This is a genomic window from Nocardia paucivorans NBRC 100373, assembly GCF_000308675.1.
GTDB lineage: Bacteria > Actinomycetota > Actinomycetes > Mycobacteriales > Mycobacteriaceae > Nocardia > Nocardia paucivorans.
This window is the reverse complement of record NZ_BAGE01000031.1, coordinates 1-25,381: the sequence shown is the minus strand read 5'-3', so window position 1 is coordinate 25,381 and position 25,381 is coordinate 1. Positions and strand designations below refer to the sequence as shown.

General features: G+C 68.1%; 26 protein-coding genes and 1 other RNA gene. 10 read left to right on the top strand and 17 right to left on the bottom strand.

Translation table 11 applies throughout. From position 1 onward, the window contains the following. Position 1 precedes the first annotated feature (1 nt). Positions 2 to 334: a hypothetical protein gene (locus ON32_RS07430; protein WP_040790025.1), complete on the bottom strand. Its 333-nt coding sequence runs from the start codon at positions 332 to 334 to the stop codon at positions 2 to 4. A 757-nt stretch (positions 335 to 1,091) separates the two neighbouring features. Beyond that, positions 1,092 to 1,979 (bottom strand): alpha/beta hydrolase, encoded by an 888-nt coding sequence (locus ON32_RS07425; RefSeq protein ID WP_040790024.1) that lies wholly within the window; start codon positions 1,977 to 1,979, stop codon positions 1,092 to 1,094. 36 nt (positions 1,980 to 2,015) lie between these two features. Here ON32_RS07425 and rnpB point away from each other — a divergent pair. Continuing rightward, positions 2,016 to 2,432: RNase P RNA component class A (gene rnpB / locus ON32_RS26950), an RNA gene on the top strand. Between the two features lie 28 nt (positions 2,433 to 2,460). On the opposite strand, the gene ON32_RS07420 is transcribed toward rnpB, so the two are convergent. Then, the gene (locus tag ON32_RS07420; RefSeq protein WP_040789922.1) at positions 2,461 to 3,717 is read right to left on the bottom strand and encodes a cytochrome P450 family protein; all 1,257 of its coding nucleotides are present in this window, start codon (positions 3,715 to 3,717) and stop codon (positions 2,461 to 2,463) included. A gap of 236 nt (positions 3,718 to 3,953) precedes the next feature. Between ON32_RS07420 and ON32_RS07415 the strand changes: the two genes are divergently transcribed. The 3 genes from ON32_RS07415 (at position 3,954) to modA (ending at position 6,353) form a co-directional block, all read left to right on the top strand. Next, positions 3,954 to 4,445: a GNAT family N-acetyltransferase gene (locus tag ON32_RS07415; protein WP_051132968.1), complete on the top strand. Its 492-nt coding sequence runs from the start codon at positions 3,954 to 3,956 to the stop codon at positions 4,443 to 4,445. A gap of 96 nt (positions 4,446 to 4,541) precedes the next feature. Continuing rightward, positions 4,542 to 5,294, top strand: coding sequence for a 3-oxoacyl-ACP reductase FabG (fabG, locus tag ON32_RS07410; RefSeq protein ID WP_040789920.1), 753 nt, complete (start codon positions 4,542 to 4,544; stop codon positions 5,292 to 5,294). Between the two features lie 270 nt (positions 5,295 to 5,564). Then, positions 5,565 to 6,353, top strand: a complete 789-nt coding sequence (gene modA, locus ON32_RS07405) for a molybdate ABC transporter substrate-binding protein (RefSeq protein ID WP_083874181.1) — start codon at positions 5,565 to 5,567, stop codon at positions 6,351 to 6,353. Between the two features lie 71 nt (positions 6,354 to 6,424). On the opposite strand, the gene ON32_RS07400 is transcribed toward modA, so the two are convergent. The 4 genes from ON32_RS07400 to cobC all read right to left on the bottom strand — a co-directional run bounded on the left by ON32_RS07400 (position 6,425) and on the right by cobC (position 10,790). Beyond that, positions 6,425 to 7,627, bottom strand: coding sequence for a bifunctional RNase H/acid phosphatase (locus tag ON32_RS07400; protein ID WP_040789918.1), 1,203 nt, complete (start codon positions 7,625 to 7,627; stop codon positions 6,425 to 6,427). A gap of 1 nt (position 7,628) precedes the next feature. After that, on the bottom strand, positions 7,629 to 8,366 hold the full coding sequence (locus ON32_RS07395) for a zinc ribbon domain-containing protein (RefSeq protein WP_040789917.1): 738 nt from the start codon (positions 8,364 to 8,366) through the stop codon (positions 7,629 to 7,631). A 106-nt stretch (positions 8,367 to 8,472) separates the two neighbouring features. Continuing rightward, a complete protein-coding gene (locus ON32_RS07390; protein ID WP_040789914.1) occupies positions 8,473 to 9,594 on the bottom strand; it encodes a Nif3-like dinuclear metal center hexameric protein in 1,122 nt (373 codons plus the stop codon). 122 nt (positions 9,595 to 9,716) lie between these two features. Further along, positions 9,717 to 10,790, bottom strand: a complete 1,074-nt coding sequence (gene cobC / locus ON32_RS07385; RefSeq protein ID WP_083874179.1) for an Rv2231c family histidinol phosphate aminotransferase CobC — start codon at positions 10,788 to 10,790, stop codon at positions 9,717 to 9,719. A gap of 181 nt (positions 10,791 to 10,971) precedes the next feature. On the opposite strand from cobC, the gene ON32_RS07380 reads away from it, so the two are divergent. Further along, complete coding sequence (locus ON32_RS07380; RefSeq protein WP_051132967.1) at positions 10,972 to 11,502, top strand: low molecular weight protein-tyrosine-phosphatase; 531 nt, start codon at positions 10,972 to 10,974, stop codon at positions 11,500 to 11,502. Next, positions 11,502 to 12,350 carry an SURF1 family cytochrome oxidase biogenesis protein gene (locus ON32_RS07375; RefSeq protein ID WP_040789913.1) on the top strand — a complete coding sequence of 283 codons (849 nt, stop codon included), beginning with the start codon at positions 11,502 to 11,504 and terminating at the stop codon, positions 12,348 to 12,350. Before ON32_RS07380 ends, ON32_RS07375 begins: the two co-directional genes overlap by 1 nt. Positions 12,351 to 12,359: 9 nt before the next feature. Here the strand turns inward: ON32_RS07375 and ON32_RS07370 are convergent, their stop codons facing one another. Together ON32_RS07370 and ON32_RS07365 are read right to left on the bottom strand one after the other, a co-directional pair. Next, entirely contained in the window at positions 12,360 to 12,557 is a 198-nt protein-coding gene (locus tag ON32_RS07370; RefSeq protein WP_051132966.1) for a hypothetical protein, read from the bottom strand. A gap of 143 nt (positions 12,558 to 12,700) precedes the next feature. Continuing rightward, positions 12,701 to 13,630: a cobalamin biosynthesis protein gene (locus tag ON32_RS07365; RefSeq protein ID WP_040789911.1), complete on the bottom strand. Its 930-nt coding sequence runs from the start codon at positions 13,628 to 13,630 to the stop codon at positions 12,701 to 12,703. A 157-nt stretch (positions 13,631 to 13,787) separates the two neighbouring features. Here ON32_RS07365 and sigJ point away from each other — a divergent pair, with 157 nt between their 5' ends. Then, the gene (gene sigJ / locus ON32_RS07360; protein WP_083874165.1) at positions 13,788 to 14,741 is read left to right on the top strand and encodes an RNA polymerase sigma factor SigJ; all 954 of its coding nucleotides are present in this window, start codon (positions 13,788 to 13,790) and stop codon (positions 14,739 to 14,741) included. 39 nt (positions 14,742 to 14,780) lie between these two features. Here sigJ and ald read toward each other — a convergent pair whose 3' ends face one another. After that, a complete protein-coding gene (ald, locus tag ON32_RS07355) occupies positions 14,781 to 15,890 on the bottom strand; it encodes an alanine dehydrogenase (protein ID WP_040790017.1) in 1,110 nt (369 codons plus the stop codon). 130 nt (positions 15,891 to 16,020) lie between these two features. Between ald and ON32_RS07350 the strand changes: the two genes are divergently transcribed. From ON32_RS07350 to ON32_RS07340, 3 genes are all read left to right on the top strand, one after another. Beyond that, positions 16,021 to 16,536, top strand: a complete 516-nt coding sequence (locus ON32_RS07350) for a gamma carbonic anhydrase family protein (RefSeq protein WP_174361608.1) — start codon at positions 16,021 to 16,023, stop codon at positions 16,534 to 16,536. Between the two features lie 161 nt (positions 16,537 to 16,697). Continuing rightward, positions 16,698 to 16,883, top strand: a complete 186-nt coding sequence (locus ON32_RS07345; protein ID WP_040789907.1) for a hypothetical protein — start codon at positions 16,698 to 16,700, stop codon at positions 16,881 to 16,883. A gap of 72 nt (positions 16,884 to 16,955) precedes the next feature. Next, a complete protein-coding gene (locus ON32_RS07340) occupies positions 16,956 to 17,570 on the top strand; it encodes a TetR/AcrR family transcriptional regulator (protein ID WP_040789906.1) in 615 nt (204 codons plus the stop codon). A 12-nt stretch (positions 17,571 to 17,582) separates the two neighbouring features. Here ON32_RS07340 and ON32_RS07335 read toward each other — a convergent pair whose 3' ends face one another. The 7 genes from ON32_RS07335 to ON32_RS07305 all read right to left on the bottom strand — a co-directional run. Further along, entirely contained in the window at positions 17,583 to 19,355 is a 1,773-nt protein-coding gene (locus ON32_RS07335) for an Eco57I restriction-modification methylase domain-containing protein (RefSeq protein ID WP_040789904.1), read from the bottom strand. 177 nt (positions 19,356 to 19,532) lie between these two features. Beyond that, positions 19,533 to 20,966: an acyl-CoA carboxylase subunit beta gene (locus ON32_RS07330; protein ID WP_040789901.1), complete on the bottom strand. Its 1,434-nt coding sequence runs from the start codon at positions 20,964 to 20,966 to the stop codon at positions 19,533 to 19,535. Between the two features lie 119 nt (positions 20,967 to 21,085). After that, the gene (locus ON32_RS07325) at positions 21,086 to 22,336 is read right to left on the bottom strand and encodes a KasA/KasB family beta-ketoacyl-ACP synthase (protein ID WP_040789899.1); all 1,251 of its coding nucleotides are present in this window, start codon (positions 22,334 to 22,336) and stop codon (positions 21,086 to 21,088) included. Between the two features lie 9 nt (positions 22,337 to 22,345). Further along, positions 22,346 to 22,654: a meromycolate extension acyl carrier protein AcpM gene (gene acpM / locus ON32_RS07320; protein WP_040790016.1), complete on the bottom strand. Its 309-nt coding sequence runs from the start codon at positions 22,652 to 22,654 to the stop codon at positions 22,346 to 22,348. Positions 22,655 to 22,784: 130 nt separating this feature from the next. Continuing rightward, the gene (locus tag ON32_RS07315) at positions 22,785 to 23,699 is read right to left on the bottom strand and encodes an ACP S-malonyltransferase (RefSeq protein ID WP_040789896.1); all 915 of its coding nucleotides are present in this window, start codon (positions 23,697 to 23,699) and stop codon (positions 22,785 to 22,787) included. Positions 23,700 to 23,827: 128 nt separating this feature from the next. Continuing rightward, positions 23,828 to 25,162: a PucR family transcriptional regulator gene (locus tag ON32_RS07310; protein ID WP_373284279.1), complete on the bottom strand. Its 1,335-nt coding sequence runs from the start codon at positions 25,160 to 25,162 to the stop codon at positions 23,828 to 23,830. 11 nt (positions 25,163 to 25,173) lie between these two features. Continuing rightward, positions 25,174 to 25,381: hypothetical protein (locus tag ON32_RS07305; RefSeq protein WP_040789894.1), on the bottom strand; the 208-nt coding region annotated here is incomplete at its 5' end.

The window sequence follows — 25,381 nt, the reverse complement described above, 5'->3', positions numbered from 1 at the left end:
CCTACTGCACCGCCAACATCGTCCCGTTCAATTGGTGCAACGGACCGTAGACGGTGAACACCACCCGACCGTTCGGAACCGCCGAGGACACAGCGGCCGCCGCGTCCAGCGCCTCACCGAACGACGCCGCCGAGGGATGCGGCAGCCCGGCGAGGGTATGTCCGAATTGGTTCTGGTACACCCACCGCGTATCGGCAGGACTGAGATCCACCCGGACACCGCCCGGCAGCGGAGTAACCGCGACCGCACCGGCGGATCCGGCTCCCACGGTGGCGATAACAGAAGCGGCCCCGGCGATCAGGACGCCGGTTGCCAAGGAACGTGCTACCCGCATATGAGTTGAGACCTGCTTCCGCATTTCAAATATGAATCGGCCCGCCTGGAACGAGGCGTTCGGGGCGGACCTGCCGACGGCCACTACTTTATGATGCCGATCACGTTTTCGGCCAGTTCACACGAATCCCTCGCGCCTCTCTCCCAACCGCCGAATGGCTGCTAGTGTGGCCGTCCGTAAGTGAAAATTCTCGAGGTCTGGAGTTTCACACCCCATGTCCACTCTCGTGTACGACTACCTGCTGCCCCTTCTCGGCCCGGAACAGGCCACCTATTGGGCCCAGCTCCTCGTTATCGATCCGACGGCCTGATCCAACCCGCCGGATGAACGTCGCCCCTCGTCCGTATCGACGGGGGGCGATGTCCGTTTCGTGGGGTCACCGTCCTGCGAGACGCTCGGACAATACACTTCCCATCCCGGCGCCCTGGACGCATTCACCCTGATCAGGCAGGTGCGGCGTCGATTCCGACGCGCGTTGCGGCGTAGCCGGCGACTCGGCGGCAAGATCGCGACGAGGCCGCTGTCGGGATGTTCCTGTCATGACGAGCGCGCCGGTAAATCGGATGCGGACATTTCCGACAAATTATCGAACCAGCCGAATCCGGCAATTCACGAGCAACCCGCAGAGGCAGCGGACATTTTGTCGGTGATTCGACCGGCGCTCCATGCGGTCGTCGATCCGGTATCCGCACCGGCGGTATCACACCGTAATGTCCCGCGCCGCGGTATCGACACCCGGCGCGGGACCACCCGGCGTTCAGGGACGCAGAACCGCGGTCAGGAATTCGATCTGATCGCGCACCGTCTGCTCGAACACGTCATCGAAATAGATATCGAAATGTCCCGCGGAATACCGTTTCACGGTAGCGTGTTTCGTCCGTTCCGCCGCGCGCAGCGCCGCTTTCACCGGAGTGATCGAATCCTGATCGCACAGCGCGTACAGCACCGGCATCTTCAGCGCCTTCGCCTTCCGTCCCGGTGCGTCGAACAACGCCGAGAACGCGACGCGGGCCCCGACTTTCGGGAGGTAGGTGTCGCTTTCCTCGGCCAACCTGCCGATCCCGGAAATCACCCCCGGTCCGCTCAGCAATGCCGCCGACCGTTTCCGCCCGGCCAACCGCACCCCGATCGGCCTGCGGCGCAGCGTGCCGATCACCAGATCGGCCGCCGCGAGAGTGGAAACCTTGAGCAGGCTGATCGGCCCCTTCGCCAGCGCCGAGGACAGACCGCTGGTGAACGGCACCTGGGCCACCACCGCGGCGATGTAATCGTCGTCCGGGGCCACCGACAGCGCATGGCCGGCGCCGAACGAGGTGCCCCACAGGGCGATTCGCGTGGCATCGAAGCCGCGCACGGTGCGAACGTAGGCGATGGCCGAATTCCAGTCCTCCCGTTGGCGGGCGATGTTCACCACCTGCCGCGGCTCTCCGTCGCTGTGCCCGAAATGCCGGTAGTCGAAAACCAGCACTCCCATCCCCGCGGCGGCGAACCGACGCGCATACCGATCCAATCCCATCCCCCGCGTGGCCCCCAGGCCGTGTCCCATCACCACGATCGGGCGGGGTTTGGACACGCCGTCCGGGAGATACAGCCAGGCGGCGCACTTCTGGCCTCCCGACGGGAAGCCGACCTCGACACGTTCCATGATCTGCAACCGTACCGAGTATCCTGTTCGCGCGGACGAGTCGGCCGGGCGGCCGCGGCGACGGGAACGGGCATCCGACGGTGCCACGCCCGCCGCCGAGGAAAGTCCGGACTCCACAGAGCAGGGCGGTTGCTAACGGCAACCCGGGGTGACCCGCGGGACAGTGCCACAGAAAACAAACCGCCCACGGCCCGCGAGGGCCGTGCGGTAAGGGTGAAACGGTGCGGTAAGAGCGCACCAGCGTCCCGGGTGACCGGGACGGCTAGGTAAACCCCGCCCGGAGCAAGGTCGAAGGCCGCACCGCTCGCGGTGCGGCTGCGCAGGCGTTCGAGGGCTGCTCGCCCGAGCCTGCGGGTGGACTGCTCGAGGTACCCGGCGACGGTGTGCCCAGATGGATGGTCGCCACCCGGTGCGAACCGGGAACAGGATCCGGCTTACACGCCGGCTCGTCCGCCCCTTCGGGGACTCGGCCCGATCGCTGTCACATCACATTCAGCGGTGGGGCCGGTGTGAAGGTGACCGGAAGCGCCGTGAGAGACCGATGGAAGGGCCCCGGACGCCAGGTCGGTATTCCGTCCGGGAAATCGAGCTGCATCTCCGGCAGAGCGTCGAGCAGCTGATCGATGGCCTCCTGGGCGATTATGTAGGCCAGGTTCTGCGCGGGGCAGTTGCGCTGCCCGAGCCCCCACGACAGATGCGACCGGTTGCCCTTGTGATCGTCGGCGCGAATCGCGGGGTCGTGGTTGCAGGCCGCGATACCGATGACCACCGGCTGGTGCGCGGGCAGCCAGACGTCCTCGATCAGGATCGGCTGTCGGGGATAGGTGATGAGGAAGTTCGCCATCGGCGGGTTGTCGAACAGCACCTCGTCCAACGCGTCGCGAGTGGACAGGCTTCCGCCGAGCACGCTACCGCCGAATCGGGAATCGCTCAGGATCAACAACAGGGCGTTGGCGATCAGATTCTGTTGCAGCTCGATCCCCGCGCCATAGTGGCTGGTCACCTGGTGGATCATCTCGAACTCGTCGAGCTCGGCCGGATGCCGCAGCAGCAGCGAGGTGACGTCGTCACCGGGGTTGTCCCGTTTCGCCGCCACCAACTCGGCCAGCGCCGCGCCGATCATCCGGTTGCCCTCGTCGGCATCGATGCCCTCGAACATGGCCGCCATACCGGCGGCCACCCGCTGCCCGATCTCCGGCGGGCAACCCAACAGCACATTGCAGGACTCGAAGGCCAACGGGAACGCGTACTGGGCGATGAGATCGGCGGTGCCGGTCTCACAGAAGGAGTTGACGAGCGGTACGGCGATGCGTTCCACACTCGCCCGTAAGGCATGCATATCCACCTCGGCGAGCCCCGCGACATTGGCCTCCCGGTAGCGCTGCTGGTCGATACCGGTGCTTCTGGCCGCGATGGGCCGCCACTCCATGATGGGAAGCACCGGGCAGTCGGCCGGAATACCCTCCTGCCAGGTACGCGGATCCGCCGGAAAATGCTCGTGGTCGTTGAGGATGGCCACCGCGGTCCGATGTTCGATCACCAGGGTGGCGGGCACCCCGGGTGCGAGGTCCACCGGCACCAACGACCGGTACCGTTCCCGCATCATCTGATACACCTTGTGCGGATCGGCGGCGAATTCCGGTTCGTACAAAGGAATTCGCGGCCCCACGGCATCCCAGGGCGCGCGGTGGGCGGTGTGAGGGGTCGAGTCGAGTCCATCGGGCTGTGCCGTGCTCAAGAAAGAACTCCAGACTGTTCGTTTGCGTACCGCGGGTCGTTCACCCCGCGTGACGAATCCACCGGTGCCGCTTCGAACGACCGGCCACCATACCGACCGATATACCGGTTTTTGTTCTGCCCCAGCGTATTACGAAGAAGACAACCTCGCCTCATCACAGACCCACCGACCGGAAGAATGACGCTATAGCGCCATTTCCAGAGCGGCGCGACCATCGATCGAGGGGGAAGGAACCGATGACCGAGAGGGCATGGACGACGAGGATCCACCGCATCGATGTGGCCGAATGGCCGAGGGTACGAGCGGCACGGTCGGCCGCCCTCGCCGACTCGGCACCCGGATCGTTCTCGGTCACCTATCCCGAGGCGCTGGAATGGACCGACGAACAGTGGTGCGCCTGGACCGCCGGGCGCACGGTATTCGTCGCGGAGAACGCCGGCGCACCGGGCGGCCGGGCGGCCGGTCTGCACACCCTGGATCCGCCGGAGTTGGCCTCGGTGTGGACGACGCCCTCCGCCCACGGCACGGGTGTCTCCGATCGCTTGGTGCGGGCCGTGGTGGACTGGGCGCGGACCTCGGCCCACCGAGAACTGCGGCTATGGGTGGTCGAGGGAAACAACCATGCGCGCGACCTCTATCTCCGGAACGGATTCACGCCGACCGGGCGGAGCAGACCGTGTGGGCCCGCCGACCCGCGGACCGAGCACCGGATGCGGCTGCTCCTGTGAGACCCGAAGGCCTTCGGGCGATGTCCTCCCCTGACGCCCCCACTCGTTGTTAGATGAGGAAAGGACCATCCAGGAAAACGAGAGGACGTCGAATCCATGGCCGAGAGGATCGCAGTGGTATCCGGAGCCGCCCGGGGTATCGGGGCGGCCGTCGCGAAACGGCTGGCCTCCGACGGGATGAAGGTCGGGGTGCTCGACCTCGAGGAAGCCGCGTGCGCGGAAACCGTCTCGGCGATCACCGCCGCCGGTGGACAGGCGCTGGCATTGGGCGCCGATGTGAGCGACGAGGCATCGGTGCAGGCCGCGGTCCAGCGACTGGCGTCCGAGCTCGGTGAACCCACCGTGGTGGTGAACAACGCCGGTATCCTGCGCGACAACCTGCTGTTCAAGATGAGCGTCGACGACTGGGACGCGGTGATGAGCGTCCACCTGCGGGGCGCGTTCCTGCTCACCCGGGCGGTGCAGAAGTACATGGTGGAGCAGAAGTGGGGGCGGATCGTGAACATGTCCAGCACTTCCGCGCAGGGCAATCGTGGGCAGGCCAACTACTCCACGGCCAAGGCCGGCCTCCAGGGATTCACCAAAACCCTCGCCATCGAACTCGGCAAATACGGGATCACCGCCAACGCGATCGCACCCGGATTCATCGTCACCGAGATGACCGCCGCGACCGCGGCCCGGGTGGGCGTCGAGTTCGAGGAGTTCCAGCGGGCAATCGCCGCGCAGACACCGGTGAACCGGGTGGGGTACCCGGAGGATATCGCGCATACGGCGTCGTTCCTCGTCAGCGAGGGCGCCGGATTCGTTTCGGGACAGGTCATCTACGTGGCGGGCGGTCCGAAGGACTGATCGCGCGGCGGGCGGCCGGTCGACGACGGACATCCGGACCGGCCGCCACGGCCACGGCGCCTTACCCCGGAATTCGCGGAGGCGGAAATATACTGACCCCCGGTCCGGCCCGCGGCGCGATATGCGGGTTCGGAGACAGGTAGAGGCCGTTACGGCCGGTACCACCGGCGCGCCGGAACTCGGTCGACGAACGGGCTCGAGCTGGAAGTGTGGCGGGTCGCGTCGAGGAAGTCGACGCAGATCGTGGTGGAGATTCCGGAAGGTGACGGCATGGATCTGTTCCCCGCGCGGGTGTTGCGCTTCCTGCTCCCCATGGTGCTCGCCGCCGCCCTGTCGGCCGGATGCGCGTCGAACGACAACACCCGGCCCGAACCGGGTGAGATCCGAGAACGGCTGTCCGTCTTCGCGGCCACATCGCTCACCGAAACATTCACCCGACTCGGTGAGCAGTTCGAAGAAGCCCACCCCGGGGTGGATGTGGTGTTCAATTTCGGCGACAGTTCCACCCTGGCCGAACAGATCCGATTGGGCACCCCGGCCGATGTATTCGCCTCGGCCGCAACACAACCCATGGAACGGCTGGCCGTCTCCGGCGGACTGGCGACCGCCCCGATCACCTTTGCGCGCAATCGGTTGGAGATCGCGGTACCGGCCGGCAATCCGGAGGGGCTCACCGGATTGGCCGATTTCGGTCGCAGCGATCTGCGCACCGCGGTATGTGCCGAGGAGACACCGTGTGGGAGCGCCGCGCGGACGGTGCTACAGACCGCGGGAATCACGGCGAAACCGGCCGTCACCGAACCCGATGGCAAGGCGGTGCTGGAGACGGTGCGGCTCGGCGAGGTGGACGCCGGGCTGGTGTACCGCACCGATGTGCGGGCGGAGGCCGATGCGGTGGAGGGGATCGAGTTCCCGGAGGCCGCCCGGGCGAACAACGACTACCGGATAGCTCCCACGGCGGTCGCGCACGATCCCGACACCGCGGCGGCCTTCGTCGATTTCGTCACCACACCACAGGCCTGGTCGGTATTCGACGCCGCGGGATTCGACCGGCCCTGAACCGCCGGTCGTCTCACGGCGGATCCACGCAGGCGGTCGTCCCATACGGCCCGGAAGAGCTCGGACCGCGACTACTGCGCCAGATGGCTCGTATCGTTGACCAACCGCACCGACGAGCCCCCATCGGGGTAGAACTCGGCGACCGACAGCGACGCCAGATCCAGATGCAGCCGGTACAACAGCGACGGCCCCACATCGAGCGCCAGTTGCAGTAGCGTCTTGATGGGGGTGACGTGGCTTACCACGACAATGTTCACTCCCGGATACCGGAGTACCAGGTCGCGCCGGACCGCCTCGACCCGCTCGCGCACCTCGTCGAAGCTCTCCCCGCCCGGGGCACGCAGCGCGGGGTCGCCGAGCCAACGGGCATGGAGGTCGGGGTCGCGTTCGGCGGCTTCGCGGAAGGTGAGCCCCTCCCAGTCGCCGAAATCGGTTTCGATGAGTCCGTCCACCACCCGCACCGGGACGTCGAGCGCCGCACCCACCGCTTCCGCGGTCTCCCGGGCCCGGTCCAAGGGAGAGGTCACCACGGCGGCGATATCGCCCTTGGCGGCGAGCACTTTCGCGGCCCGCTCGGCCTGTTCTCGCCCCAAGGTGGTGAGCGGCGGGTTACCGCGTCCGGAGTAACGGCGCTGCACCGAAAGCTCGGTCTGACCGTGTCGCAACAGCAACAGGCGGGTCGGGCGGCCGGTCGCGCCGGTCCAACCGGGACCGGCGCCGGTTCCGGCGAGGCGGGCGGAGGCGCTGCGGGAATCGGCGGTCGTGGCGGAGGATGCGATCGCCTCCTGTGCCGAAGTAGCGCGGTCGCCGTTATCGGCCGCACCGACGGATGACCGTTCGGCGGCCCGGATCTCGCCGACCAGGCTCCCGTCGTCCATGGCCTCGTTGGCCAGCCGGTCGGCATGTGCGTTGTCGGCCCGCGGAATCCAGGCGAAATCCACCCGGTCGAAGTCGGCGACCAGCCGGCGGGCCCGCTCGGCGAGCGGGATCAGGGCGGCGTGTTTGACCTTCCACCGCCCCGACATCTGCTCGACGACCAGTTTCGAGTCCATTCGCACCGAGACCACGCGGGCGCCGAGCTCGGCCGCGGCCTCCAAACCGGCGATGAGCCCTCGATATTCGGCCACATTGTTGGTGGTGACCCCGAGGAACTCCTTACGTTCGGCGAGTACCCCGATATGGTCGGCGTCGTAGACCACCGCGCCGTAACCGGCCGGTCCGGGATTGCCGCGAGAACCTCCGTCGGCCTCGACCACTACCTCGGGCACAACCATCTCACAATCCGGATTCCTTGGTGCGCACCAGAATCGCGTCGCATTCCGGGCAGCGCACCACCACATCGGGCGCGGTTTTCGCGATCCGCGCGATCTCCCCGCGGTCCAACTCGATCCGACACGCACCGCAACGCCGCCCCTGTAGTAGCGCCGCACCGACCCCGCGGCCGGCCCGCTGCCGCTCGTAGAGCGCGAGCAGTTCCTCCGGGAACACACCCACCAGGGCGGCCCGGTCGTTCTCGCAGCGCTGCTGCGCCACATCCAGGTCGGCGAGGGCCTCGTCCCGCCGGTCACGGGCGGTGGCGAGCTCGGCATCCATCTTGCTCAGCTGGGCACCGGCGTGATCGTGATCGGCGGCCGCCGCCTCCCGCCGCTCCATCACCTCCAACAGCTCGTCTTCGAGCACCGAGCGCCGACGTTGCAGACTTCCCAGTTCGTGCTCGATCTCGGTGAGCTGTTTGGCGCCGACCGAACCGGAGGTCAGCATGTCGCGGTCGCGTTCCTCGCGTTTGCGAACCGCGTCGATCTCCCCCTCGAGTTTCCGGATATCGCGATCGAGGTCGTCGAGGGTGATCTCCACGGCCACCGCCGCGTCCTTGTGCTTGTTGCGTTCCGCCTCGACCCGGGCTACCTCCTGCTGTTCGGGCAGTACCGTGCGCCGGTGCGCGATCCGCGTCAGCTCGGCATCAAGGGCGGCGAGTTGCAGCAACTTGGCCTGAATCGATGGTTCGACGTTCAACGCGAATGAACTCCCTGCACGCTGTGGACGGATAGATGGTCCACCGTACTCCGCCGAGCGGCGGGAACCGCCGTCCGGCGCGGCGGAGCCGGATGGAGCGGCCGGGTCATGCGGAGCACCCCACGGTCCACGGATCGGTGCGCAGCGCGCTGACCCGGGTCTCCAGGTCGGGAAGACCGGCGCGAACGACCCGCTCCGCCTGGGCACACCACGGGTACTCGGTGGCCCAGTGCGCGGCATCGATGAGAGCGGGACCGTTGCGGCGCAGATGTTCGTCGGCGGGGTGGTGCCGCAGATCGGCAGTGAGGTAGGCGTCGACATCGAGACGGGCGACGGTGTCGAGTAGCGAATCCCCGGCCCCACCGCATACGGCCACGGTGCGGATGACCCGGTCGGGGTCGCCCGCCGCCCGCACACCCCAGGCTGTGGCCGGAAGCGCGGCGGCGGCGTGCGTGGTGAACTCCTGCAGGCTCTGCGGACGCGGCAGAGTACCGACCCGACCGAGCCCGAGCGAACCGGACAGGCGAGCGCGTTCGGTGACGTGGTAGGCGGGCTCCTCGTAGGGATGGGCGGCCCGCAGTGCGGCGAGTACGTCGCCGCGGGCCGCCGGCGCGGCGACGATCTCGATCCGGTCCTCGGCCACGCGCTCGAGTTCGCCGACCGACCCGAGAGCCGGATTCGCCCCCGGAAGCGGCCGGAACTGCCCGGTACCGGTCACCGTCCAGGCCGCCTCTCGGTAGTTGTCGCCACCGCCGGCACCCGCGGCGAACAACGCCTCCTTGACCCGCTCGGTGTGCTCACACGGCACCAGCACGGTCCACATATCCACCGCCGGGGCCGGTTTGGCCTGCAACGGACCGGTGACGGTCAACCCCAGCGCCTCCGCCAGGGCATCCGAGACTCCCGGGTCGGCGGAATCGGCATTGGTGTGCGCCGTGAACAGCGCGCACCCGGACCGAATCAACCGATGCAGCAGCGCCCCCTTCGGCCGATCGGCCGACACACTGTCCACCCCGCGCAACAACAGCGGATGGTGCACCACCAGTGCCTGCGCGCCCCATGCGATGGCCTCGTCGACCACTTCGGCGGTGGCGTCGACCGCGAACAGCACTCGACGCACCGGATCACCGGGATCACCGCACACCAGACCCACCGAATCCCAGGACTCGGCCAGTCGCGGCGGATACGCCGTCTCCAGCACCTCGATGAGTTCCGCCAGTTCGGTCACCGCACGCCTTTCGTCTCGGAGGAAACGCCTGTTCGCCGCGCCGGCTCCCGTCGTGGAGCCCTGCCCGGCCCGCATATGCTACGGCCGCTCCTACCGTTGGAGCGGATAGCGGGCGACACAGTTCACGATCGCCGAAGCGAAGCGTCTCGGGAACGCCGGCGCGCAGTCGCCGCTTCGAGCGCGTACACCAAGCGGTCCACATCGGCGGCCGGACGAACCGCGACCCGCAGATGGTTCGGCCCCAACCCGGGAAAGGTATCCGCCCGACGAACCGCGATTCCCTGCCCACGCAGTCGCTCGCGCAGGTGTTCCCCGTCCGGGACCCGCAGCAGTAGAAACGGTCCCGCGGCGGGTGTGTGCACCTCGATCCCCACCGCGGTGAGCCGCGCGATCATCGCTTCCCGATCGCGTGCGATACGTTCGGCCCGCCGCGCCGCCTCGGCGACGGCATGTGGTTCGGCGGTGGCCGTGATCGCGGCGAGCTGCATGGTGCCCAACGGCCAGTGCGGCCGGCCGTATGTCAACCGTTCGAGCAGTTCCGGCGCCCCGAGAAGATAGCCACAGCGCAAACCGGCCAGGGCCCAGGTCTTGGTGAGACTGCGCAGCACCAGCAGATCCGGTTCGGCCACCCCCGCCAACGATTCCGCTTCCCCGGGCACCGCATCGGCGAACGCCTCGTCGACCACCACGATTCGGCCCGGACGGCGCAGCGCGCGGATCGTGGCGGCGGGATGCAGTACCGAGGTGGGGTTGGTCGGGTTCCCGACGACCACGAGATCGGCCGCCTCCGGGACCCGGGCCGGGTCGAGGGTGTAGGGCGGTTCCAGCACCACCCGGGTGATCGGCACCCCGGCTTCCCGCAGCGCCAACTCCGGTTCGGTGAACGACGGGTGCACCACCGCCGCGAGTCGGGGGCGCAGCCGGGGCAGTAGCGCGAATCCCTCGGCGCCGCCCGCCAACGGCAGCACCTGGTCGGCGGGCCGACCGTGCCGAGCGGCCACCGCGGCACGGGCCGCGAGGTCGTCGTCGATGCCGGGATAGCGGCCCAGGGTGTCCAGGCAGGCGACCAGCCGTTCCCGCAACCACACGGGCGGTGCGGCGCCCTGGACGTTCACCGCGAAATCTAGCAGACCGGGCCGGGCCTCCACATCACCGTGATGACGTAGCGCGGCCAGGTCGATGTGGTCGTCGCGCACGGGCCACACCCTACGTGGCGGTGTCCGGGCGGTACGGCTCACCTGCTCGGCCCCCGAACATCCCCGGATATCCTGGACCGGTTGCGCCGACTTCGTCCACGGACGATCCGACCGCCGTGCCGACGATCCGACCCGGCCGGCACGGTCTCCGTTTCGGCGGTGTGGAAGCAGGAGAAACAGTATGGAGCAGGGCTCGAACCGGGTGCCGACGACCGGGTTGCACGTATCGTTCGTCTGCACCGGCAATATCTGCCGGTCGCCGATGGCCGAGAAGATCTTCGCCACCCACCTGGACCGGGCCGGACTGGCCGACCGGGTGCGGGTGAGCAGCGCCGGAACCAGCGGCTGGCATATCGGCGCCGCGGCCGACCCGCGTACCCGGGCCGTCCTGCTGCGCTACGGATACCCGACCGGACATGTGGCCGCCGCCTTCGGCGACACCCACCGCGACGCCGATCTGATCGTGGCGCTCGATCGCGGACACGAGCGGGCCCTGGCCGCCCAGGGGGTGCCGGCGGAGCGACTGCGGCTGTTGCGCAGTTTCGACCCGACCGCCGACGACCTCGACGTCCCGGACCCGTACTACGGCTCCGATGCGGGGTTCGAACTGGTCCGCGACCAGATCGAGGCGGCGATTCCCGGCCTGCTCACCTGGGTGCGCACCGCCCTCGCCCGCACCGGACCCACACCCGCCGCGGAAGGGGTGCCCTGATGCGTCGACTGGCGTTCCTGCTGCGGCCCGGCTGGCTGATCCTTGCCGTCGTGGTCGTCGCCTTCGCCTACCTGTGTTTCACGGTGCTGGCGCCGTGGCAGCTCGGGAAGAACGCCAGCACCTCCGAACGCAACCGGTTGATCGCCGAATCGGTACGCGCCGATCCGATACCCGTCGGACAGGTTCTCGACGGCGACACCGGTGCGGCGACCGAATGGCGACGAGTGGTCGCCGAGGGCAGCTATGTGCCCGACTCGACCGTATTGGTCCGGCTGCGTCACCTCGACGGAGCCCCCGGCTACGGGGTGTTGACCGCCTTCCGGTTGACCGACGGCCGGATTCTGCTGGTCGACCGGGGTCTGGTCGCCGCCGTCGAAGGCTCCCGACCGCCATCGGTGGCCGAACCCCCGGCCGGCATCCACCGTGTGGAGGCGCGTATCCGCAAATCGGAGGGGGCCGACCCCGAACGTCCCCCCTCGGTTCAGGACGGCTACCGCCAGGTGTATTCGGTGGATGTCGCTCAGGAAACCGATGTTCTCGGCCTGCCCCTCACCCCCGTCCCCACTGGTGATCGCGAGGGCTATCTGCAACTGGGCGAGAACCAGCCCGGCGCCTTCACTCCGGTCCCGCTCCCCCAGCTCGACGCCGGCCCGTACCTGTCCTACGGCCTGCAGTGGCTGGCTTTCGGCATCATGGCCCCGCTCGGCCTCGCGTATTTCATCTGGGCCGAGATCCGGGAACGGCGCAAACAGCGTCCCGATACCGACCCCGCACCGACCCCCGCCGCGCCCGAATCGACCGCCCCCGCCGACCGGATCGCCGACCGCTACGGACGAACCCGAAGGTAGTCCCTCCGATCAGATCTTCCGCACCGCTATTCGCGGGTGTTCCGCGGTGAGCTGCCGAAGATCGTCCGGATCGGAGGTCGGGATCGTAATCGCGCCGGGCTGCTGCACCGCCGTGGCACAGAGCATCGCATCGATGGCGTACCTATCGACGGCGTACTTATCGATGGCGTACTTGTGGCCGTGCCATCCCGCGTTGCTTCCGGCCATTCCTGGATTTCGGAATCCCGCCGAACCGTTTTCGACAGGCCCTCGCTGTCCGGAGCCGGCGCGCCGCTCACGTGGCCGAACCGGATTCGGAGCGTTCTGTGGTGAGCATGGCACGTTTGGCGGCCACGGCCTCGGGGTCGGATTCAGGACCGCCCCCGCCGCACCGCCCACGCTGCGACCGCGGTCAAGGCCACCGCCGCGACCTGCACCGATTCGGACAAACGCACGGCCCGTCGCAGATCCGCCACGGTCGGCGGACCACCCGAGCCCAGGATCGGTCGCTGTTCTGCCCCGTGCCGATACTCCGTGCGCCCACCCAACCGCACCCCGAGCGCCCCGGCGGTCGCGGCCTCCACCACACCGGCGTTCGGGCTCGGATGCCGGCCGGCGTCCCGCCGCCACGCTCGCATCGCATCCATGGGCCGGCCCCCGACCAGCGGAGCCATCGCCGCGGTGAGCAGTCCCGTGATCCGGGCCGGGATCAGATTCGCCAGATCGTCCGTGCGGGCCGCGGCCCACCCGAAGCGCCGATACCGCGCGTTGTGATAGCCGACCATGGCGTCGAGGGTGTTGATCGCCCGATAACCGAGTAACCCGGGCACCCCGGCCACCGCACCCCACACCAGGGGGGCCACCGCCGCGTCGGACGTGTTCTCGGCAATGGATTCCAGTGCGGCCCGCGCGAGCCCGTCGGCGTCCAAGGCCTCCGGGTCCCGTCCACACAGCGACGGCAGCAACTCCCGTGCACCTGCCACATCCCCGGCCGCCAACCGGTCGGCCATCGCGTGCCCGACCCGGGTGAGGCTCCGCCCACCCAGCACCGTCCACGTCGCAGCGGCGACCGCCACCACACCACCGCGCCGCAGTAGTATCGCCGCTCCCACCACCGGCCCCACCGACAGCAGTTCGTACCCCACCCCGGCCCGGCGCCGGTCGGCGTAGAGCACCGATTCCAATGCCGAGGCCGCCGATCCGAAGACCGCCACGGGATGTCCCCGCCGCGGGTCCCCGAGCATTCGGTCCAGCGCGAACCCGAGCACCAACCCGGCCCCGATCGAAACACCCGTCTGCACCCAGCGAGGGTAACCATCGCCCGATCCGCACCGCGCGCTCGACGCCACCGAATCGGACGGTGGTGCTCCGCCACGTCACACTGGCGATGTTCGTTTCGTCTACTCGACGACAACGACTCCCGCCCGCCCCGGGCCTCGACCGAAGGATTGTGTCGCCGTGACCGAGCTACCGTCGTCCTCCACCCCCATCGACACGGCCGAATTGGCCCGGCGTTTCGAGGAGCACCGGCCGTATCTGCGCCGGCTCGCCTACAGCACGCTGGGCAGCCTCGCCGATGCCGACGATGTGGTGCAGGAGGCGTGGCTGCGGTTGCAACGGCACCACGAGTCCGGCGACGCCGAGCGGATCGACAATCTGCGGGCCTGGTTGTCCACGGTCACCGGCCGGCTGGCCCTGGACCATCTCGGTTCCGCGCGGATGCGACGGGAGCAGTATGTGGGGGAATGGTTGCCCGAACCCGAGGTGGCGGTACACGACGACCCGGCCGATCGGGTATCGCAGGACGAGCGCGTGACCATGGCGTTGCTGGTGGTGTTGGAGTCGCTGTCCCCGGCCGAACGCACGGCGTTCGTCCTGCACGATGTGTTCGGCCTGTCGGGACCGGAGGTCGCCGAGGCGGTCGGTCGCACACCGGCCGCGGTGCGTCAACTCGCTTCCCGGGCCCGCAAACGTGTGGAGGAGGGCACGCCCCGTTTCCCCGCCAGCCCGGACGAGCACGAGAAGGTCGTCTCCGCGTTCTCGGTGGCGTGGCGGTCGGGCGATGCGAGCGCACTGTTGCGTCTGCTGGATTCCAAGGTGACATTGACCGCCGACGGCGGCGGCAAGGTGCCCACCATCCGGAAACCACTGTCCGGCGCCGAACTCATCATCAAGATGCTGCTCGGCTGGTATCACGCGAGCAGGGCCGAGGGGGCCTGGGCCCGTATGGCACGGGTCAACGGTCTGCCCGGGCTGGTGGTGTTCGACGGACACCACCACGGTGTCTTCTCCTTCACCGTGGACGCCGGACGAATCACCGCCATCCATGCCGTCCGCAATCCCGACAAACTGCACGGTGTCCCGACCGACGGCGCCGGCGACCGGTTCATCGGGACGCCGGACGAATCGTAGCTCCGGGTCGGGAGCGCGACCACTCGTGCCGCCTCTCGGTCACACCGCCGTCGCCGTGGGACCGGGGTAACCGTGTGCCTCGGCCACCTCGGGTGAATACAACCGTCCCGCGTCGGCGGCCAATCCACGGGCCAGGGTGGGATTCGTGTCCCGGGCCGCGGGCCAACCGAGTTCGGCGATCTCGCGCACATACGGCAGGGTGGCGTTGGTGAGCGCGACGGTCGCCGTATGGGGCACCGCGCCAGGCATATTCGCCACGCAGTAGAACAGGGAGTCCGCCACCCGGAAGGTGGGTGCGGCGTGGGTGGTGGGCCGGGAAGCGGAAAAACATCCGCCCTGGTCGATTGCGATATCGACCAGTACCGAACCGGGTCGCATACGCGCCACCATGTCGTCGGAGACCAGTTTCGGCGCCCGCGCCCCTGGCACCAGTACCGCGCCGATCACCAGGTCGGCATGGGTGACGGCCTGCTCCAACTCCACGCCGTGCGCCGCGAGGGCGGTGATCCGACTGCCGAAGCGCATATCCAGTTCCCGCAGCCGAACCGGATTGATATCGATCACATCGACCCGCGCCCCCATCCCGACGGCCACCGCCGCCGCACTGCTTCCGGCCACTCCGCCACCCAACACCACCACCTCGGCCCGCCGGGTTCCGGGCACCCCGCCCAACAGCACACCGGCCCCACCCAGGGGGGACATGAGGTGATAGGCCCCTACCTGTGTGGCGAGCTTTCCGGCGATCTCGCTCATGGGCGCGAGCAGCGGCAGGGTGCCGTCGGGGGCGCGGACCATCTCGTAGGCGACCGCGGTGACCCCCGACCGCAGGACCGCCTCGGTGCACTCCCGCGACGCGGCCAGATGCAGAAATGTGAACAGCACCAGACCGTCCCGCAGCCGCGGGTACTCCTCGGCCACCGGCTCCTTCACCTTCAGCACCAGCTCCGCCTCGGTCCACACCCGGTCGACATCGGATTCCGGTCGGGCCCCCGCGGCGGCGTATGCGGCATCGGGGAACCCCGACCCCACCCCGGCGCCCGTCTCGACGATCACGTCGTGGCCCCGGGCCACCAACTCGCCCGCGGCGGCGGGGGTCAGCGCGACCCGGTACTCCTGTTCCTTTACCTCTCTGGGCACACCGATGCGCATACCGTCATCGTCGTCCACCGGGCGGATGAGGTCACGGACTGCGCCGCGTGGGTCGCGCCGGTGTCGGGCGACGCCCCGACCCGGCGGTGCCGTGCCACCGCCGTATTCCGCGCGGGCTATGTTTCCACCCATGGAGATCGAAGTCAGCGGACACCGCCCCGAGGTCGATGAGACCGCCTGGATCGCCCCGAACGCCTCGGTGATCGGCAAGGTACGGCTCGAGGCCGAGGTGAGCATCTGGTACAACGCGGTGCTGCGCGGTGATACCGAACTGATCACCGTCGGTGCCCGCAGCAATATCCAGGACGGCTGTGTCCTGCACGCCGATCCGGGTTTCCCCACCACGGTGGGCGCGGGTGTTTCGGTGGGACACAATGCCATCCTGCACGGCTGCACCATCGAGGACGACTGCCTGATCGGTATGGGCGCGACGGTGCTCAACGGCGCGGTGATCGGCAGAGGTAGTCTGATCGCGGCCAATGCGTTGATCCCGGAAGGCGCGCAGATCCCACCCGGCTCGTTGGTGGCCGGTGTGCCGGGCAAGGTGCGCCGGGAACTCACCGAGGCCCAGCAGGACGGTATCCGGCTCAACGGCGCGGTCTATCTACACCATACGGCCGAGCATCGGTCGGCAAAGGTTCTGTAACACTCCGAAATGGCCAAGCGACCAGTAGGTTTGGACTGCTACCATGGCGACAGCGTGCCCGGGTGATCGGGCCTGCTGCCGACACGGCCGTGCGGCTTGTTGCGCTGAACGAATGAGCCCGCACGAACGGGCACGCGAGCGTGCAAGCAGGGAGGTTCACGGTGGCGTACCAGCAGTCCGATACGCGCCGACCGACAGGACGGATCAGTGTCGCCGATATAGCCGCCCAACCCGGCGGCCTGGAGGCATTACGCCGACGCGTCCACGAATTACGGGCCGATGGAGTCGATTTCGCCGCGAACGCGATCGAACGAGAAATGGCCGAGCTCGACCTGGCACAGCGATGACGCCGTGGCGGGCCGCCGGCCTGCCACACGCCGTACTGCACTCGTGAGCGGGTCGGCTAGGGTGGAGTCACCATGCCGACCGACCCGCCAATCCTGCAGCGTATCCTCGCCGACCCCGTCACCGACGGCGCAAAGGTACTCGAGAGCGCGCTCTCGGCATTCCTGGACTTCGGCATCAAACGCACCAGCATGGGCGAGATCGCCCGCCGTGCCGGAATAAGCCCCGCCACCCTGTATCGCCGATTCGAGTCCAAGAACGATCTGGTCGAGGCGGTGATGGCGCGCGAGGCCCAACGATTCGTCGCCAAGATCGACAACCGGGTGCGCACCGTGGAAGGCACCGAGAACCAGCTCGTCGAAATCTTCGTGGCCTTCATCTCGGCCATCGCCGGCAACCCCCTGCTGCTGCGCCTACTGCGCACCGAACCCGACCTGATACTGCCCAAACTCACCACCGAGGCCGGCCCCATCCTCGCGGTCGGGCGGCACTATCTGGCCGGGAAACTGCGCGAACTGCACAATGGCGACGACGACTTCGACGCCGACCTGGTCGCCGAGATCATGGCCCGGCTCGCACTGTCCTTGGCACTGACCCCCGATGGCCTCATCCCCCTCGACGACGAGGCCGCCGGACGCGCTTTCGCCCGCCGCACCCTGTTGCCCATGGTCGGCACCAGCGCCTCCTGAAACCACGAGCCCTCATTCCGGCGGCGAACCACCGGACGCGGGCGGCGCCTGAAAAAACGACGCCCACACGAGTTCGTCCAACTCCGCCCACCGCAGCGGATCGGGGTCGTGGTCCTCCACGAGGCCACGCGCGGCGCGCACCACCTCGGCGGCCCGCCGGGTTTCGGGATCCGGCAACGGAAACCGCGACACATACTGGGTTATCCATCGCCGTCGGCCCGCGTAGAGCCGGTTTCCGCACACCGCGTCGTAGAACCGCAGCCCCAGGGACGAATTGGCCACCCCCATCAACAGATAGGCCAGATCCTCGGCCCGCCCGCCACCCACGGCGTGAGCGAGATCGACCAGCGTTATCCAATAACAGTCCCCGTTGACCACCGCCCCCGAACGATCCAGCGCGAAGCGCGGCCGGTCGCTGATATCCGGGAACACCACCTTCGGCGCGCCCCACAGATGCGGTCGCTGTGGCACCCAGTGCTCGAACCACTGCCGCCCGCTCGCGGTGAGATATTCCCGAGCGAGGAGAGTTTCGCGGTGCGTGGCCAAATAGGCCGCGGCCCGCGGATACCGCCGCAGATCCACCGGCACGCGGTGCGGGCGGGTGAGATCGTACGGGTACAGCACCCGGGTCGGGCGAGCCCGCGTGATCCGCCAGGGGGACATATGGTGATGGGTGATCAGCTCGTGCAGCAGTTCCGACTCCGGTGCGGGGTCGGGCCAGTGATCGGAGATGAAAACCCGATCGGCGTTCGTCTTGATCCCGACCCGGATCCGGGCCACCTCTCCGAATGTCTTCCAGGTGCGCTCACCGACCCCCACGAGCCAGGCGTCCCGACCGCCCCGCGACATGCGCCACACACTCCGACCGGCACCCGACCGGGTATCGGTGGCCACGGCATCTCCGGTGTCCAATGTCCCGATCTCCACCGCGAACAGTCGCCGCCGGTAGCGGACCAGCACATCCTGTGAGCCGGCCAATGCCGTGAACAGGTCCCTACGCACCGGCCGGGCCTCTCCCGCCGCGTCCGCCCCGATACCGGCGCCGCGTTCCGGGGCTTCTTCCCGCCGTCCGGTTTCCGCCTCGTACACCGACACATAACGACACGCCTCCTCGGTCGCGCCCCGAATCGCGATCGTCACCGCCGGAAGCACCGCCGCCTCGAACAGCTTGGTATCGCCCAGGTCGTACAGTTCCACCGGCGACAGGTGCGTCGACAGCACCGCCCGCAGATTCGCACCCGCCTTGGTGGTGAGAAACCGGTTCGCGCACAACAAACCCAACACACCCCCGGGCCGAATGAGCGGGGGCAACGCGGCCACGAACGGATGCGTGAGATCGATTCGGCCGCTCAGGCCGAACCGTCTGCTCAAGGCCTGCGCCTGAGCGCCACCGAGCTGTTGGGTTCGGACGTAGGGCGGATTGGCGATCACCAGATCGAACTGTTCACCAGCCAATTCGGCGAACTCGTCGAGGAAATTCCCCTCCCGGCGATCGATGTGGACACCGCTCGCCTCGGCTCGCGCCCCGGCCACCGCCAGGGCCGGCGAATCCACGTCGTAACCGATCAACTCCACCGGGGTGTCCGGATATCGGGCCGCGAGCGCGGCCCGCACCGCGAACAACAATTCCCCCTCACCGCAAGCGGGATCCAACACCCGAATCGAGGACAACCCCCGTGGAACCCGGGCCGCGACCCGACCGGCCAGAAAGCGGGCCAAGGGAGTGGGCGTGTAATGCCTACCGTGCCGTTTCCGTTCCCGGGCGCCGCCCCCATCGCGTTCCATGCGCGAATTCTGCCCCGTCCGTAGGGGTTCACGGGGTTTTTCGAAAGGCGTAATTGCGCCGTGTCCGCGGCGCATACGCTTCGGGCCCGATGGGCCACAATCATTGGGGGCCCGCAGAACTCGGCACACCGGCGGGGTGCGCCGAAGCGCGGGCACGCGCGATCCGGTCGCCTCGGGTCAGAGGGGGATGTTCTTGTGATGGCTGGGCACGGCGGGCACGGCGGCCAGGGCCGCGGCGAGCACACTGCGGGTCTTCGCCGGGTCGATCACCTCGTCGACCACGCCGATGGCCAGCGCCCGCTCCACCCCGCCGGCGATCTTCTCGTGCTCGGCGGTGAGACGCTCGTGCAGGGCTTCTCGTTCCTCCTCGGGGGCCGCGGCCAAGGCCTTCTTGTGCAGGATGCCGACGGCGGTCTTGGCACCCATCACGGCCACCTCCGAACCCGGCCACGCGTACACCGCGGTCGCGCCCAGCGCGCGGGCGTTCATGGCGATATAGGCGCCACCGTAGATCTTGCGAGTGACCAGTGTGACCCGCGGTACCCGGGCCTCGGCGAAGGCGTGCAGCAGTTTGGCACCGCGGCGCACCACGCCCTCCCACTCCTGACCCACCCCGGGCAGATAGCCGGGGACATCGGTGATCACGACCAGGGGGATGCCGAACGCATCGCACAACCGCACGAATCGGGCCGCCTTCTCGGCGCTCTCGGAGTTCAGGCAGCCCCCCAACCGCAGTGGATTGTTGGCCAACACACCCACGGTGCGCCCGGCCAGCCGCCCCAGACCGACCACCATATTGCGGGCGTATCCCGCCTGTAGTTCCTCGAAGCCGGATTCGCCGTCCACATTGTCGAGCAGTTCGCGCACGAGCGGTTTCACGTCATAGGCCCGCCGCGGCGATTCCGGCAGTAAGGCCCGCAGATCTATATCGCCGTGCGCGGCGGCACTCATATCGAATTCGCCCTGTTCGGCGAACATCGACACCAACCGGCGCGCCCGATGCAGGGCATCGGTCTCGTCGTCGGCGACGATATGGCAGACCCCCGATTTCCTACCATGTGTTTCCGGGCCCCCGAGAGTGACCATGTCCACCTGCTCACCGGTGACGCTGCGCACCACATCGGGACCGGTCACGAAAACCCGACCCTCGGGGGCCATGATCACGATATCGGTGAGCGCCGGACCATAGGCGGCGCCGCCGGCGGCGAAGCCGAGCACCACCGAGATCTGCGGAACCAACCCGGACGCGCGCACCATGGCCTCGAACACTTGACCGACCGCGTGCAACGCCTCCACCCCCTCGGCCAGGCGGGCCCCACCGGAATGCCACAGGCCCACCACCGGAATCCCGGAATCGATGGCGGTGTCGATGGCATCGACGATATGTCGGCAACCCTGCACCCCCATGGCTCCGCCCATCACCGTGGCGTCGGAGCAGTAGGCCACGGTGCGCACCCCGTCCACCTCGCCGATCGCGGCGAGCACACCGGACCTGTCCCGCGGATGCAGCGGTCGTACGGTGCCGGGATCGAAGAACCGACGCAGCCGCCCCAGCGGATCACGGGGGTCCGCCGCGGCATCCTCTCGGACGTCAGGGGCCATGGTTGTCATCGCGTTCGCTTCCTGGGGTGTACACGGCCCATGCCGTGGTGGAGAAAAAAGAACGGTGTGGGTCGAGCCGATGATCGGCCGACCCACACCGGGATCATCTATCCGGTCGGGCGGTTGGTTCAGGCCCGGCCGAAGGCGAGCGCGACATTGTGCCCACCGAAACCGAAGGAGTTGTTGATCGCGTACTCGATTTCCTGGCGCCGGGCTTCGCCGTGCACCACATCGAGATCGATCTCCGGATCCTGGTTCTCCAAGTTCAGCGTGGGCGGCACGATACCGTCCCGAATGCTGAGCACGGTGAGCACCGATTCCAGGGCGCCGACAGCGCCGATCGAATGCCCGAGTGCGGACTTGGGCGCGTACACCGAGGCGTGGTTGCCCACGGCCTTGTTGATCGCCCTCGCCTCGGCGGTATCGCCGATGGGAGTGGCGGTGGCGTGCGCGTTGATGTGAGTGATGTCCTTCTTGGTCAGACCCGCCGACTGCATCGCCCTGGTCATGGCGCGCGCGGCGCCGGTGCCCTCGGGGTCGGGGGCGACCAGGTGGTAACCGTCGGAGGTGATACCGGCACCGAGCAGGCGAGCGTGGATGGTGGCCCCGCGCGCCTTGGCGTGCTCCTCGGTCTCCAGGACCATGAGCGCTCCGGCCTCACCGAAGACGAACCCGTCCCGATCCTTGTCGAAGGGGCGCGAGGCGCCCTTGGGGTCGTCGTTTCGGGTGCTCATCGCCCGCATCATGCTGAACGCGGCGATCGGTACGGCGTCGATGAATCCCTCGACGCCACCGGTGACGACGATATCGGCGTCGCCCATGACGATCATCCGCCACGCATTGGCGATGGCTTCCGATCCCGATGAGCACGCCGAGACCGGAGTGACCACTCCCGCCTGGGCCTTCAGCTCGAGACCGACCACGGCGGACGGACCGTTCGGCATGATCATCTGAACGGCCAGCGGAGACACCTTGCGGTACCCGCCGTTCTTCAGCTTGTCGACCGAATCGATGAGCGCGTCGCCGCCACCGAGGCCGGTACCGATGGCCACACCCAACCGTTCCGGATCGACCTCCGGGCTGCCGGCATTGCGCCACACCTCGCGGCCCAGCACGGTCGCCAGCTGCTCGACATAGGCCATGCGGCGGACCTCGACCCGGCTCAACAGAGTGTCCGGCCGAACCTTCAGATGGCCGCCGATGCGGACCGGAAGGTCGTACTCCTCGATGAAGGAATCCTCGAGAACGTCGATACCGCTCTCGCCGTTGAGGAGTCCCTTCCACGTCGCATCGACATCGCCCGCGATCGACGTGGTCGCCGCCAGGCTGGTTACGACGACATTGGGGAAGTTCCCGTTCAATGTGGAAGGAGTGGTCACGTGTCGGCCCTACTCGGCGTTGTCGAACTTGGCCTTGAGCTCAGCGGCCTTGTCGGCGTTCTCGGCCTCGAGCTTCTGGATGTAGGCGACGGCGTCACCCACGGTCTTCAGTCCGGCCAGGTCCTCGTCGGGGATCTTCACGCCGTACTTGTCCTCGGTCTGCACCGCGATCTCGACCATGGACAGCGAGTCGATGTCCAGGTCATCGACGAAGGACTTCTCGAGAGTCACCTCGGAGGGCTCGATACCGGTCACCTCTTCGATGATCTTGCCGAGTTCCTCGACGATTTGTTCCTGGGTGAGGGGGGCATTGTCCAGATCGGCCACTTGGTGGCTCCCTTCCTGATATTTTGTGGGGCTCTACAGGTTTTCTTCGGTTCGGGGCGACGAATGGTTACGTCGACCCGGGACATTTGTCGTGTTCGTGTGGAACACGACCGGAGGAAAGCTAGTCGGAGCTCTCGAGCCCAACCAACGCGGGGATGTCCTCCGGGGTTTTCAGCGCCAGCGTCGGCGTTCCTTTCAGCTCTCGCTTGGCGATGCCGACGAGGGTTCCCGCCGGCGGCAGTTCCGCCACCGCCGAAACACCGGCCTCCCGGACGGTTTCGGTGCACAGATCCCAGCGGACGGGCCGGGTGACCTGCGCGGCGAGCTTGGCGACCGCGTCCGCGCCGGAGGCGACCGGCTTGCCGTCGAAGTTCGACAGCAGGGTGCGGGTGGGTTCGCTCGGAGTGATCTCGGCCACCGCCGCGGCCACCGCGTCCTGGGCCGGGGCCATGAACTCGGTGTGGAAGGCACCCGCCACCGGCAGGGCGCGGATGCGCGCCTTCTCCGGCGGGTTCGCGGCCAGTTCGGCCAATGCGTCCAACCGTCCCGCGGCCACGATCTGCCCCTTGGCGTTGCGGTTGGCGGGAACCAGGTCGAGTTCGGCCAGTCGGGCCAGCACCTCGCCCTCGTCGCCGCCGAGCACCGCCGACATCCCGGTGGGCTCCAATGCGCACGCCTTGGCCATCTCCGCACCGCGAATGGCGGCCAGGGTCACCGCCTCGTCGGGGGTGATAACACCGGCGACGGCCGCTGCGGCGAGCTCGCCGACGGAATGTCCGGCGACGATCGTCTCGGGGCCGAAGGCATCGGCATCCACCTCCGCATAGGCCAGCAATGCGGCCGCGACGACCAGCGGCTGGGTCACGGCGGTATCGGTGATCTCCTCGGCCGTGGCCGTGGTGCCCAGCCGGAGTAGATCCAGGCCGGCGGCCTTGGACCACAGTGCGAGGCGGTCACGTGCGCCGGGAAGGTCGAGCCACGGCTCGAGCATCCCGGGTGTCTGGGAGCCCTGTCCAGGGGCGAACAACGCGATCACGTACCTAAGAAAACACTGTGAAACGGTCCGACGGTGATGTCGACGCCGATGAAGCTTGTGGACTGCTTTTGTGTGATCCCCACAAAACGGCTGCGGGGATGTCCGGATCGACCGTTTCGCCGCCCTTGTTACACTTCCCCACCTTCCGGTGGGGCGTATGTGACTTCTGAGGAAGAAGGTGTCGATTCGTTACGGGTTCGTGTCAAACGTCCTACTGTGGCGGCGACCCTGAGCACATACGCATCCCGCGGATTCAACGGATCGCGCCCGGTGATCTCGGCAATTCGCTTGAGCCGATAGCGCACCGTATTTGGATGAACGTACAGCTGCCGAGCACAGGCCTCGACCGCGCCGCCACTATCCAGATAGGCGTCGAGGGTGTCCGCCAACGCGGCCCCGGCCGACGCCAACGGTAGGACAAAGTACTCGATCAACGCATCGACCGCAGCACGGTCCCCCAGCAGTGCGCGTTCCGGTAACAACTCGGCGGCGTACACCGGCCGCGGAGCGAGCCGCCACCCGATCACCGCCTCCATTCCGGCCAGCGCCTCCACCGCACTGGCATGCGCCGCGCCCAGAGTACGGGTGGTCGGACCGATCACCACCGGCCCCTCGGAAAACGCCTCGTTGAGCAGATCCGCCATGAACGGCGAGGCCTGCGGGGCATCACCCAGATGGCCGCTCACCACCATCACCAGCCGCGAGCCCTGGACCACGGCCAGCGCGGCCCGACCGTGCCGCGCCGCGATGGTGTGCACCGTCCCCACCACCGAGACACCCTGATCCCGCGGCGGGGTGCCCACCAGCACCGTGGCGGGCGCGGTGGCGTCCCAATTCAACGTGGCGGCCCGCGACAGCATGTCGGCACCGGTATCGCCGCGCACCACCGCGTCCACCACCAGCGCCTCCAGCCGGGTGTCCCACGCTCCGCGCGACTCGGCCGCACTGGCGTACACCGAGGCGGCCGCGAAACCGAGCTCACGCCCGTATCGCAGCACCGCCTCGGTGAGCGCCACCAACTGGCGGTCGTTACGCGCCAGCGCGGGCAGCCATTGTTCGAAGAACTCCATGGCCACCCGAACCATGTCCACGGTCTGGCGCAACGTCAGCCGCCGCGCCAGATCCTGCGGAAACACCTGGAAGGCGTCCAGACTGAACCGGATATCGCTATCCGGATCCTGTAACCATTCCAGGAAGTTGACCACCGCGGTCTGCACCAGCATCTGCACACCGGCGCGCTGCGCGGCGTCCAGATCGGCGAAGAACGGTAACCGGTCCTGCATCGAGTCCACCGCCTCGGTGGACAATCGACCCGAGAACTGCTTGACCCGTTTGAGCAACGTGTCCGGCAGCGGCTCCCGGGACTGTCGATTCGGGGAGAGCGCGCCCGTCGGCAGGTACACCTCGTGCGCCGACGAGGTGTCGGAGACCCTGCGCGGCCGCGGCGGTCTGCGTTCCATCATCTGAGGTTGTGTTACTCCGCGTCTCCGGCGCCACCGGCGGTGAACGTCGGCGCGGCGGAAACGTCATCGATCCGATACCGGGCGGCGGCCTCGGCGGCCTTCGACCGATCGATCCGGCCCATCCGACCGAGCCCCGCCAGGGCGGCGACCGCAATCGACTCGGCATCCACATTGAACACCCGACGGGCGGCGGGACGGGTATCGGAGAAACCGAAACCA